The following is a 12588-nucleotide window of genomic DNA, read 5'->3' on the forward strand; positions in this document are numbered from 1 at the left end:
CAATCTCTCCTTTTTATTCTTCAATCATTTTTGTCATCATTTCGTCATACACTTCATCAAATGAATCATGGATAGCACTTAACGGGAAGGCTTTTTCTTCGCGTGTTGCCATTGATTTTACGTTGACAATGCCTTCATTCAATTCATTTTCACCGATTGTTAAAACTAATTTTGCTTGTAATTTATCGGCCGTTTTAAATTGCGCTTTTGGTTTGCGATTCATGTAATCACGATCAGCTGAGAAACCAAAGTTACGAATGCTTTGAACAAGTTGCAAAGCTGCGATGTTGGTTTCTGAACCAATCCCAACCACATATGCGTCTAATTCAGATAACGCTGGAATCACAACTTCTTCAGCTTCCATTGTTAACAACACTCGCTCAATGCCCATACCAAAACCAAAACCTGGTGTGTCTGGGCCGCCTAATTCTTCAACTAAACCATTGTATCGGCCTCCTGCACAAATAGTTGATTGCGCACCCATTTTAGGCGCTTCACTCATAATTTCAAAAATTGTGTGTGTGTAATAATCCAGGCCGCGAACCATATTACTATCAATTTCATAAGGAATTTCTAGTAAATCTAACATATCAGTTACTGCTTCAAAATGTGCTTTAGATGGTTCATTTAAATAATCTAAAATGGAGGGCGCTTCTGCGACAATCACCTTGTCTTTTTTATCTTTGCTGTCTAACACCCGCAATGGATTTTCGTGTAAGCGACGTTGTGAATCCTCGCTTAATTCTGCCATATGGGGCTCTAAATAATCGATTAATGCTTGACGGTACGTAGCACGTGTTTCTTTATCCCCCAAGGAATTAATAACTAATTTGATTTGTTGGATGCCTAATTGTTTGAAGAAGTCCAAAGCCATAGCCATGATTTCAACATCCAATGCTGGGTTTTCACTACCAAATGCTTCCACACCAATTTGATGGAATTGACGCAAACGACCAGCTTGTGGGCGTTCATAGCGGAACATCGGCCCCATGTAATAGGTTTTATATGGTTTCGTATATTCCGGACCATATAATTTATTTTCAACGAAGGCCCGAACAATTGGCGCTGTCCCCTCAGGACGTAGCGTCACGTGACGGTCTCCTTTATCATAAAAATCATACATTTCTTTTGAAACAATATCTGTAGTATCGCCAACACTGCGAGATATTACTTCATAATGTTCAAAAATCGGGGTTCTGATTTCTTGGTATTGATAATCTTTAAAAATCAAACGAGCTGTTTCTTCCACAAATTGCCATTTTTCAGAAGTTCCTGGCAAAATATCGTTTGTTCCTTTTGGTTTTTGATAACTCATTGTCTTTCTCTCCTTCTATCATTCCACAAAAATGTGTGCGCCATTTTCTTTTTTCTAAAAATGAAAAAAGCCCTTGTATGTTGAACATACAAGGGCGTAAAAGTCTCTTTTACACGGTACCACCTAGTTTTGAAAGATTTTACTCTTTCCTCAACGATTAACGCTCGTAACGGGACGGCTTTTCTTCCGTCCATCTCCAGAATGTCTTTCACTTTCACTGTTGAAGTTGCTCTCAGCCACGGCAACTCTCTCTTCGCAGACAGATGAAACTTACTCGTTCCTTCGTAGATTTTTAATATTATCTATAAACTACTAAAGTTCTCTTAGAAAGTCAAGAGGTTCCGATAGGAAAATCAATTATTTTTCTCGTGTATCGATCACAATGGTCACTGGACCATCATTGGTCAACGACACTTGCATATCCGCGCCAAATTCTCCTGTGGCTACCGCTATTCCTTCTGCTTCTAATTGTTGATTAAATAATTCATACAAAGGAATCGCCACATCTGGACGAGCCGCTTCAATAAAACTGGGACGATTGCCTTTTTTAGTTTTTGCATAGAGGGTAAATTGAGAGATACTTAGAATTGATCCTTCAATCTCTTGAATGCTGCGATTCATTTTTCCTTCGTCATCTTCAAAAACACGCAATTTACTGATTTTGCCAACAACATAAGCCACATCTTCTGGCGTGTCTTCTTGATGAATGCCCACCAGCACCATGAAGCCTTGTTTGATTTGTCCCACTATCTGCTCTTCTATCGCAACTTGTGCTTGACTGACTCTTTGAATAACTACTTTCATCTTTTTTGCCTCACTTTTAACACTTACCCATTGGTTCGACGAACACTATAAACATCTGGTACACTTTTAATTTTGTCAACGATGGTTTTTAAATGAGAAAGGTTTTGAATTTTCACAGTAACATGAATCTGGGCCATCTTATCTTTGGATGGACGAGCTTCAACGCCGACTAAATTTTTTGTCATCGAACTAATGACTTGTAAAACATCACTTAGTAAGCCACTACGATCATAGCCGTAAATCTCCAAATCGGCAGCGTATTCTTTGCGACTGTGCTCGGTATCTTCCCACTCAACTTCAATTAGACGTTGTGCTAGTTCTTCTTGATGTTGTACGTTAGGACAGTCCGCACGATGAATTGAAACGCCACGTCCTTTGGTAATGTAACCAACGATTTCATCACCAGGCACTGGATTACAACAGCGGCTTAAACGAATCAATAGGTTGTCCACCCCTTGAATCACGATGCCGCCTTCATGACGAACTTTCATTTTTTCTGATTCTTTTTTAGCTGGCTGATTTAACAACTCTTCTGCTTCTTGACGTTGGCGTTCCAACTCTTGTTCGCGGCGTTCTTTTTCTGTTAAACGATTGCACACTACTTGCGCACTTAATTCGCCATAACCTACTGCCGCAAATAAATCATCTTCCGTTTGAAATTTGAATTTATCTAGCACTTCCGCCATTTTATTCTTCGTTAAAAATTCTTTTGGTGTAAAGCCGATTTCTGTCATGTATTTAATGACAGCATCATGCCCTTTAATAATGTTATCTTCACGGTCTTGTTCTTTAAAGAAACGTTTGATTTTATTTTTGGCTTTACTTGTTTTAACCATTTTCAGCCAGTCGCGACTAGGTCCGAAAGAATTCGGTGATGTTAAGACTTCAATAATATCCCCATTTTTTAGGACATAGTCTAACTGTACCATTTTGCCGTTGACCTTCGCACCGGTTGTTTTATTCCCAATTTCAGTATGGATACTGTAAGCAAAATCTAGTGGTCCGGAGCCTTTTGGCAGTTCGGTTACATCTCCACTTGGCGTAAAGACATAGACTTTGTCGCTAAAAATGTCTTCTTTCACACCTTGCATAAATTCAGAAGCATCATAGCTTTCATCTTGTAATTCAATAATTTCATGGAACCAATCGACTTGCTTCGTCAGTTCATCTGTTTCAATTTTTTCCGCTTTGCCTTCTTTATAGGCCCAGTGAGCCGCCACCCCAAATTCGGCGATTTGGTGCATCTCATGGGTCCGAATTTGGACCTCTACTGGATTCCCTTTTGGCCCAATAACTGTCGTATGGATAGATTGATACATATTCGCTTTTGGCATAGCAATATAATCTTTAAAGCGACCTGGCATTGGTGTCCAACGTGTATGAATCGCCCCTAACACGGCATAGCAATCTTTAATGGAATCGACAATAACACGAATGGCTAATAAGTCATAGATTTCATTAAACTGTTTCTTTTGGTCCTTCATTTTACGATAGATTGAATAAATATGTTTTGGTCGACCATATATTTCTGCGTAAATTTCTAAATCTTCCGTAGCTAAACGAATATCTTCGACTGCTTCTGCCACATAAGCTTCACGTTCATCGCGTTTGCTTTGCATCAAATTAACAATTCGATAGTATTGGTTGGGGTTAATATAACGTAAGGCAGTATCTTCTAATTCCCATTTAATTCGACTAATCCCTAAGCGATGTGCTAAAGGCGCATAAATTTCTAAAGTTTCTTGTGCAATCCGTCGTTGCTTATCTTCACGTAAATGTTTTAATGTGCGCATATTGTGCAAACGATCGGCTAGTTTCACCATAATAACCCGTAAATCTTGCGCCATTGCCAATAACATTTTCCGATGGTTTTCGGCTAATTGTTCTTCATGAGATTTATATTTAATTTTTCCTAGTTTCGTTACGCCATCGACTAACATCGCGATGTCTTCGCCAAATTCTTCTTTTAAATCGTCCAGTGTTACGTCCGTATCTTCGACAACATCATGTAAAAATCCTGTTGCTACAGTATGGGGATCCATATGTAATTCAGCCAGAATGCCTGCCACTTGAATCGGATGGATGATGTAAGGTTCACCTGATTGTCGGACTTGACCTTCGTGTGCTTTTTCAGCATAAGTTAATGCTTTTTGAACCAACTCAACATGTTCTGGTCCCATATAGGTACTTACAATTTTGATGACCGCTGGGCCTGTCAGTATTTCTTCTTTTGGCATGGTATTCACTCCTCTATGAAGGTGACCTTTGGATAAAGAACACTTCGTTCACGTTTTATCTATTTTAATAAAAAAGAAAAGTACCACTTGAAACAGTAGCACTTTCAACAACTCTATTATACTAAATTTCCCTTAAATTTCAATCACTGTCGCTTTTTTACTCTCTGTTTATTCAAAGAGAATGCCTACAAGAATTTTACAGGCGGGCTTTCGTTTAATTTAAAAGTTCCATTTGGTAGCTAACCGCACTTAAAAGATATAACGGTGCTGTTTCTGCTCGTAAAATTCTCGGACCCAACCCGCAAAGTTTCGCCCCAGCCTGCAGAAATTGTTCAATTTCTTGCGGTGCAAAGCCACCTTCAGGTCCAAAGAGCACACACAAACGTGCGCCTGGCTGGCAAGTGGATAATACTTGTGCTAATTGACTTTTTTCTCCTTGTTTTGCTGATTCTTCATACGCAACCAAGACTGTGTCATATGAGTCAAATTGCGCAATGATTTCTTGTGTTTTTTCCACCAAAGAAACACTTGGTGTCTGTTGCCGATGCGATTGTTCCGCCGCTTCTGTGGCAATTTTTTGTAATCTTTTTTCTTTGGCTGCTCTTTTTTTGTGGTCCCATTTGACAACGGAAGTTTTCGCAGGAAAGCCGATAAACTGATTGCCACCTAGCTCCGTGCCTTTTTGAACAATCCATTCTAACTTGTCCCCTTTTGGTAACCCACACGCAATCGTCACTTCAATTGGCAATTCTTTGTCCATTTCTTCTTTACTAATTTCTTTAAAGTAAACAGATGTTGAATCAATTTCCACAATCTCAGCTAAAATGGCAGTTTTATTTTGAAATACTAAATAACAACGATCATTCGGCGTCATTCGCATAACTCGCACAATATGATGATAGTTTTCATCTGCGACTTTATACAAATCTTTTTCTTGATAATCTTCTTTCATGAAATACCGTTGCATTTTACTCTTCCTCTGGTTTCTTCAAGATAATCGCATACCAATCGCCTTGATTAAAGAGTTGGTCCACCACAAACCCGACTTTCGTTAGTGCTTCTAAAACCATTGCTTTTTTATCTTCAATAATTCCAGAAATAATGAAGGTACCGTCTTGTTTTAGCAAACGCCAAGCATCTTCAATCATTAACACAATAATATCTGCCAAAATATTTGCGACGATTACATCAGCAGAATGGTCAATCCCTTTTAGTAAATCATTGGCTGACACATGAACATCGGCCGCAATGGGATTTAAATCCATATTTTCTTTTGCCGCTGCAACTGCTACTTCATCTAAATCATATGCGTAGACGTCTTTAGCCCCTAAATAGCGACTTGCAATACTCAAAACACCAGAACCCGTTCCTACATCTAGAACTGTTTCGCCACCACGTAAAACAGTTTCTAAAGCTTGCAAGGTTAAACGAGTCGTTGGATGCGTGCCTGTACCGAAAGCCATGCCCGGATCCAATGTGATAATTTTTTCTGCTTCATCTTGTGCGTGATAGGCTTCCCAACTTGGCACAATCGTTAAGAATCGTGTGACACGGACAGGATGATAATATTTTTTCCAAGCAGTTGCCCAGTCGCTTTCTGCTACTTCACTAATTGTCATTTCGTTTTTACCAATGGATAAGCCGTACTCAGGCAAGCGTAAAATATTTTCTTTCATAAATGGTAAAATTTCTGGTAAGAAGGTTGTTTCAGGAAAATAAGCCATCACAATCGCCCCTTCTTTAATGTGGGTGAATTGCTCTTTATCTAAAATTTCCCCATACAGATCACTTTCAAAATTTTCAATGTCCAACGCATCTTCAATGGCCACGCCACTTGCGCCAGCTTCCATCATAATGTTTGAAATTGCTTCAACTGCTTCGCTAGCCGTTTCGACTTTTACTTCTGTCCACTTCATGTTCTCACCTCTAAATTAATAACTTGGATACGCAATCCATTGTTCTTTTTCTGTTTCTGCCACTTTTTTAATCATCGCTTCAAAATCTGCTGGCTCCCAATGCAATTCAAAAACTTCCGCTGTTTCATCTGATAAAAAGTCTAACAAATCACTTTGCCCTTCATCTAAAACCACTTTTAAATAGTGAATGAATCCGTCTAAAACTGCTTTGCGTAGCCCTTTTTTCCCTTCATAAGGAATTGTGACTAAATACTCTTCGTCATCAACGACAGACTTTTGCGGATTGTAAAATAACAAACCATCTTCAAATTCAATGAATTCTTCTTCTGAAAGCGTACCATCAACATCATCAATCGCCACTTGCTCATTGTTTTCTGCATATAAACGAACAATGACTTCGATGGTATGGTTTTTGCGATCCCAATCAAGGCCTACTTCGTAATCTCCTAAGTGTTTTTCAAGTTGTTCCTCTAAGTATGTGAGCATTGTTGCTTTTTTCATTTTCTTCATCCTTCCAGCCAAAATCTATTTGGTCTACTGCTGTTCTTTTTTGTTTAGAAATATATGGATTGCCAGCCACGACGTATCTTAAAGGCAACTCTGTCCAACGACCTTTATTGGGAATCCCAATTCGTGGTAGTGCCTCAATTTTTTTCGGAAATTTTCGTTTTTCTGGCACGAGCCGTAACGAACTAGAAAAAATCGACTGCCCATATAATTGCTTATCAATTCCTAAGGCTGCAACTAATTTACCTGGTCCATTGGTCAATTCCACGCCTTGACGTCCTTGGCGATTTTCAATCATTTTGTCGACACCTTCAACAGGTTCAATCGCGCGGATCATCACCCCTTGTGGTTTGCCTTGTTCTTGTGTCACCATATTTAAAATTAAATGCGTGTGCATAGTATATAAATAAATCGTACCTGGTTTGTCATACATGGCTTGTAAGCGTGGCGTTTTTCTCAAGCCAAAGCTATGGGCCGCCTCATCATCAGGACCTAAATAAGCTTCTGCATCCACAATGTACCCACCTAAAACGCCTGTTGCTGTTTCGTGCTCTAAATACATCCCTAACAAGTATTGTGCCACTTCTTCAGTTGTTTTTGTGTTAAAGATATTTATCGTTTCTTTCATTTCTTTCACCACTCCCTATCATACACGAAACCTTCCGCTATATCCATCTAAAACCCAAAAAACCACCAAAAAGCGAATGTACGTTCTTTATGTTATAATAAGATGATTATGAAAAAGGAGGTCCTTTTATGCAACAACCTTTAGCCTATCGAATGCGACCTCGTCACTTAGACGAAGTAGTTGGTCAACAACATTTAGTCGGCCCTGGTAAAATTATTCGTCGGATGGTCGAAGCCAAAATGCTTTCATCGATGATTCTTTATGGGCCGCCTGGCACTGGAAAAACCAGTATTGCCAGCGCAATCGCTGGTTCAACAAATTATGCCTTTCGCATGTTGAACGCGGCCACAGACACAAAAAAAGATTTACAAATCGTTGCTGAAGAAGCCAAAATGAGTGGCACAGTGATTTTACTGCTTGATGAAATTCACCGATTAGATAAAACAAAACAAGATTTTTTGCTCCCTCATTTAGAAAACGGACGAATTATTATGATTGGAGCCACTACCGAAAATCCATATATCACAATTAATCCTGCGATTCGTAGTCGTACGCAAATCTTTGAAGTAAAGCCCTTAACGGAAACAGACATTCAGCAAGCGATTCAAGAAGCCTTAACCGATAGCACACGTGGCTTAGGCGATTATCCTGTCCACTTAGAAGAAAAAGCATTACAACATTTGACACGCGCAACGAACGGTGACTTACGTAGTGCGCTAAATGGACTAGAATTAGCTGTTAAATCAACACCCAAAAATGAACAAGGCGAAATTAAGATCACCTTACCGATTATTGAAGAGTGCGTGCAACGAAAAGCCTTAACGCATGATAAAGATGGCGATGCCCATTATGACGTGATTTCCGCTTTCCAAAAGTCGATTCGAGGAAGCGATGTAGATGCTGCACTTCATTATTTGGGTCGCTTAGTTGAAGCAGGTGATTTACCGATTATTTGTCGTCGTTTAATGGTCATTGCTTACGAGGATATCGGTCTTGGGAATCCTGCGGCCGCCGCTCGGACGGTAACCGCTGTTCAAGCCGCCGAAAAGCTAGGGTTTCCAGAAGCTAGGATTCCTCTAGCTAGTGTCGTCATTGATTTATGTTTATCGCCAAAATCAAATTCTGCAGTCACAGCGATTGATGCTGCTTTGGCAGATATTCGACAAGGCTCTGTGGGAGATGTTCCTGATCATTTACGTGATGCCCACTATGCTGGAGCCAAAGAATTAAACCGTGGCATTGGTTATCAATACCCACATAATTTTGAAAACGGTTGGGTCAATCAGCAATACTTACCTGACAAATTAAAAGAGGCACGTTATTACGAACCGATTGATATTGGTAAATATGAACAAGCCTTACATCAGCAACTCAAGCGTATCCAAGAATGGAAACAGAAAAAATAACAAAATAATACGCTTTCAAAAAAAGAAACAATCTCGTTGCCGATTTTGAGAGAGTATGCTATTATAAAGATGGTAAATCTGTGATGTACGCGTTGTCCTTTCACTGTGTTGACCGAACATTTTTATTGATATCTAGGGATCCTGCTTGTATCAAAGTTGGTAACATGCCTTTTCTTTTGGTAGTTCAATACTGCGATCGAGGAACCCACCTGCTTATCTTGCGGGTTCAATACTCTAGGACGATTACCGGCATCGACGGATTTTACCATTTTTATGAAGATTTCTAAACAATTTGCTCTGGCAAGTTGTTTTTTTTTGGAGGACAAGATGATTCGTATACTCGTACTATTACTCGCCGTTGTCACAGGCGTAGCCAGTTATTATTTGATGAAGAAAAGTGCAGCTTTTTTACCACTCTTAAAAAAAGAAACTGCAACAGAAAGTCAACAGTTTATCGAACGTTTTGGGCGTTATTACTTGATTATCGCCATTCTAGGTGTTCTAGCGGCTATTTTTAATCGCCCGTTATTGTCAATTGGTTTTATCTTTTTTGTTTTATTACTTTCAACGTTGTTTAGTTTAACTTTTGCAAAAAAAATGTCATAAAAGACGATGAATTTAAAGAGGTCGGGACAGAAGTGTTTAACTCCGAGAAATAAGAAGGAATTTCCGAAAATTGTTCTTTAATTTTTGGAGAATTTCGGCTTATTTCCGAAGGAGTTGCTTCTGTTTCCGCCGTTTATCAATTTTTAAGCCTGGGACAAAAATCCAAAGTGATTTTTGTCCCAGGTTCTTTTTTACAAAAAAATGCCAATATTCAGAAAAAAAGAAGCGGTTTCAGTTTCTTTTTTTCTTTGTTTGTTTTACAATTATTATAGAAACAATTAATGATTTTTTTTACGCTGAAAGGAGCGGTTATTATGTTACAACAATATCAAAAAATTATGATAGCAATCGATGGTTCTGACGAAGCAGACTTAGCCTTTAAAAAAGCGGTCAACGTCGCTAAACGAAACGATGCTGAATTACTATTAGCACATGTTGTTGATACGCGCTCTTTCCAATCAGTGTCCTCTTTTGATGGTGCGCTAGCAGAAGAAGCAATGTCAATGGCAACAGAAACCTTAGACACCTACCAACAACAAGCGGTGGATATGGGACAAACAAAAGTCTCTAGCGTTCTAGCCTATGGTTCTCCTAAGAACATTATTGCCAAAGAATTACCAAAAGAATACAACATTGATTTAATTATGTTAGGAGCAACTGGATTAAATGCCGTTGAGCGTTTATTTATTGGCTCTGTCTCTGAATCAGTTATCCGTAATGCTAGTTGCGATGTTCTCGTTGTACGGACGGATTTAGACAACAAATTACCAAAAAATGAAGAAAAATAAAGAATAAAAAGAAACTGAGCCAACTATCACTTTTGATAGTTGGCTCAGTTTCTTCTTATTTACCTATTAAGCACACCTTGTGAGAGCATCTCACAAGGTGTGTTCGTTTAATTATTTTAGACGTTCTACGTCACGGGCAATCATTAACTCTTCATCAGTTGGTACTAATAGAAGCTTGATTTTTGAATCATCAGTTGAGATAACTGCTTCTTCACCGTGTACATTATTTTTGTCATCATCGATTTCACAACCAAACCAAGTCATGCCATCAATAATATCTTTACGAACGCCAACTGCATTTTCACCGATTCCAGCAGTAAAGACAATCGCATCAACGCCATTCATAACAGTGACATAGCTACCAATGTATTTACGAATACGATCGATAAAAATGTTGTATGCTGTTTGAACTTCAGGTTTATCTAAGTTTGATTGAATATCGCGCATGTCGCTTGATAAACCATTTGTTAAACCTAATAAACCAGATTTTTTGTTTAAAATATCAACCATGTCTTGTACATCAGTCAAGCCAAGTTTTGTCATTAAATAAGGCAATAGTGACGCATCAACATCCCCTGAACGAGTCCCCATTGTAACGCCAGCAAGAGGAGTGAAGCCCATTGATGTATCGACTGATTTACCACCATCAACTGCAGTGATTGAAGCACCATTTCCTAAGTGACAAGTGATAATTTTCAAGTCTTCAATTGGACGACCTAACATTTCTGCAGCACGTTGAGAGACATAACGATGACTTGTTCCATGTGCCCCATATTTACGTGCAGCAAATTTTTCATAGTATTCACGCGGTACACTATATAAATAGTTGTGTTCTGGCATTGTTGTGTGGAACGACGTATCAAAGACTGCCACGCTAATGATTTCTGGTAAGATATGTTTAAATGCTTTAATCCCCATTGCATTCGCTGGATTGTGTAAAGGTGCTAATTCAGATAAAGCTTCAATTTTTTCTAATACTTCGTCTGTAATAACAACAGAATCTTTAAATTCTTCTCCACCAGCAACTACACGGTGACCAACACCAGTAATTTCGTCATAAGAACCTAAAATGTTTAAGTCGATTAATTGGTCTAGTAACATTTTTACTGCCACTTCATGGTTATCAATATCAACAATTACTTCATATTTTTGTCCTTCACCATATTTAATTGTGAAGATAGAATCTTTTAAGCCAATACGTTCAACGATTCCTTTAGCGATCACTTCTTCATTTGGCATTTGGTATAATTGCCATTTTAAACTTGAACTACCTGCATTAATTGCAATTGTTTTAGACATAATTTTCTCCTCTTCGTTACTATTTTATTTTAAATTTGAAGCTTTCCAAGCTTCAAATTGTTTAAAGAACTCCGTTACTTTATTGATATCTTTCAAAGAGGCAAGTTTTGCTAACAAAACTTCCTTCACTTGCTCAGCATCTGCACCCTTGTTTTGAACAAGCAAGATACTTTTACGTGATTGTTCTGACTTAAACAATTCATCAGGTAACTGTATCATTCCTTGTAAATAGACATTTTTTGTCAACCAATTTTTAAAGAATTCACTTTGCTCAGTCTCTAAAATATTGGTCGGGATTAAGAATAAGCCAAACCCTGCTGGCTTCACGTATTTCATGGCTTGTTCCATTAATAAATGATGCGCATAACTATGGCCTTCCTCCGCAGCAGCAGCAAATCCCTTTGCTCGCTCATCATTTGGATAATAGCCAATCGGCAAGTCACTTAATGCTAAATCAACTGGATCCAATAACAAATCTTGCAATCCGTCTTGATGGAACAACTGAATATTGGCTTGTGACCAAGCATTGTTCACAGAAGATACTGCCAAAAGTGTTTCATCGATATCCACACCATAACCAGAAACTTTGTAACCAGCTGTTTCAAGGTTCAGCAGAACCGTTAACAGTAAATTTCCCATTCCTGAAGCAGGATCTAAAATTTTTAATGGCTCTGATTTATTTGTTAATTGTTCTACTAAATAAACAAACAAAAAGCCAATACCGTCTGGCGTCAATTGATGATTTGCTTGAAGCTGCTCTTTTCTCGTTCCTTTTAACAAAAGTAATTGGGACAAGCGTCGCACATCTTCAGGAGCTAAATCAATTTTTTTAATCGTATGATACAGCGTTTCTAATTGTTTCACTGTCTCTGGATTAGGTACTCCGTCAAGTACTCGTACTTGAAAATCATCTAAAATATTTTCACCATTTTCAATATACGCATCTAAAAAAGAAGTATCCAATGACTGTTGCAATAACTGGATTGCTTGTTCCATTGGCTCGAAAGCCTCTTCAATTTTTTCTGGGAACAAATTAGCACCTCTATTCTATTCAAAATGTAACAACTTCCATACCTGTTTTA

The 12588-nt window shown here is 38.5% G+C and carries 13 protein-coding genes and 1 other RNA gene; 4 read left to right on the forward strand and 10 right to left on the reverse strand.

The genetic code is table 11. The features are described 5' to 3' along the window. Positions 1 to 13 precede the first annotated feature (13 nt). From hisS to IGK72_RS08330, 8 genes are all read right to left on the reverse strand, one after another. Complete coding sequence (gene hisS, locus IGK72_RS08295; RefSeq protein WP_002360033.1) at positions 14 to 1315, reverse strand: histidine--tRNA ligase; 1302 nt, start codon at positions 1313 to 1315, stop codon at positions 14 to 16. Further along, on the reverse strand, positions 1312 to 1533 hold the full coding sequence (locus tag IGK72_RS08300; protein ID WP_002383130.1) for a hypothetical protein: 222 nt from the start codon (positions 1531 to 1533) through the stop codon (positions 1312 to 1314). The genes hisS and IGK72_RS08300 overlap by 4 nt, the downstream gene beginning before the upstream one ends. A gap of 139 nt (positions 1534 to 1672) precedes the next feature. Further along, positions 1673 to 2119, reverse strand: a complete 447-nt coding sequence (gene dtd / locus IGK72_RS08305) for a D-aminoacyl-tRNA deacylase (protein ID WP_002357080.1) — start codon at positions 2117 to 2119, stop codon at positions 1673 to 1675. Between the two features lie 23 nt (positions 2120 to 2142). After that, positions 2143 to 4356 carry a RelA/SpoT family protein gene (locus IGK72_RS08310; protein ID WP_002380422.1) on the reverse strand — a complete coding sequence of 738 codons (2214 nt, stop codon included), beginning with the start codon at positions 4354 to 4356 and terminating at the stop codon, positions 2143 to 2145. Between the two features lie 214 nt (positions 4357 to 4570). After that, entirely contained in the window at positions 4571 to 5323 is a 753-nt protein-coding gene (locus tag IGK72_RS08315; protein WP_002357078.1) for a 16S rRNA (uracil(1498)-N(3))-methyltransferase, read from the reverse strand. A 1-nt stretch (position 5324) separates the two neighbouring features. Then, entirely contained in the window at positions 5325 to 6272 is a 948-nt protein-coding gene (prmA, locus tag IGK72_RS08320) for a 50S ribosomal protein L11 methyltransferase (protein WP_002357075.1), read from the reverse strand. A gap of 15 nt (positions 6273 to 6287) precedes the next feature. Beyond that, the gene (locus IGK72_RS08325) at positions 6288 to 6773 is read right to left on the reverse strand and encodes a DUF3013 family protein (RefSeq protein WP_002388170.1); all 486 of its coding nucleotides are present in this window, start codon (positions 6771 to 6773) and stop codon (positions 6288 to 6290) included. After that, a complete protein-coding gene (locus IGK72_RS08330) occupies positions 6730 to 7407 on the reverse strand; it encodes a DNA-3-methyladenine glycosylase (RefSeq protein ID WP_002364174.1) in 678 nt (225 codons plus the stop codon). The genes IGK72_RS08325 and IGK72_RS08330 overlap by 44 nt, the downstream gene beginning before the upstream one ends. A gap of 128 nt (positions 7408 to 7535) precedes the next feature. On the opposite strand from IGK72_RS08330, the gene IGK72_RS08335 reads away from it, so the two are divergent. The 4 genes from IGK72_RS08335 to IGK72_RS08350 all read left to right on the forward strand — a co-directional run bounded on the left by IGK72_RS08335 (position 7536) and on the right by IGK72_RS08350 (position 10207). Next, positions 7536 to 8813: a replication-associated recombination protein A gene (locus IGK72_RS08335; RefSeq protein ID WP_002360030.1), complete on the forward strand. Its 1278-nt coding sequence runs from the start codon at positions 7536 to 7538 to the stop codon at positions 8811 to 8813. A 72-nt stretch (positions 8814 to 8885) separates the two neighbouring features. Beyond that, a non-coding RNA gene (ssrS, locus tag IGK72_RS08340) (6S RNA) lies at positions 8886 to 9079 on the forward strand. A 7-nt stretch (positions 9080 to 9086) separates the two neighbouring features. After that, positions 9087 to 9419 carry a hypothetical protein gene (locus tag IGK72_RS08345; RefSeq protein ID WP_002357068.1) on the forward strand — a complete coding sequence of 111 codons (333 nt, stop codon included), beginning with the start codon at positions 9087 to 9089 and terminating at the stop codon, positions 9417 to 9419. Positions 9420 to 9733: 314 nt separating this feature from the next. Next, positions 9734 to 10207 (forward strand): universal stress protein, encoded by a 474-nt coding sequence (locus IGK72_RS08350; RefSeq protein WP_315986275.1) that lies wholly within the window; start codon positions 9734 to 9736, stop codon positions 10205 to 10207. Positions 10208 to 10318: 111 nt separating this feature from the next. On the opposite strand, the gene IGK72_RS08355 is transcribed toward IGK72_RS08350, so the two are convergent. Beyond that, positions 10319 to 11506 carry an acetate/propionate family kinase gene (locus IGK72_RS08355; RefSeq protein ID WP_002357064.1) on the reverse strand — a complete coding sequence of 396 codons (1188 nt, stop codon included), beginning with the start codon at positions 11504 to 11506 and terminating at the stop codon, positions 10319 to 10321. A gap of 24 nt (positions 11507 to 11530) precedes the next feature. After that, entirely contained in the window at positions 11531 to 12538 is a 1008-nt protein-coding gene (locus IGK72_RS08360; RefSeq protein WP_002357063.1) for a class I SAM-dependent methyltransferase, read from the reverse strand. Positions 12539 to 12588: the final 50 nt, after the last annotated feature.

This window comes from Enterococcus sp. DIV0183 (assembly GCF_050541505.1).
Classification (GTDB): Bacteria; Bacillota; Bacilli; order Lactobacillales; family Enterococcaceae; genus Enterococcus; species Enterococcus faecalis.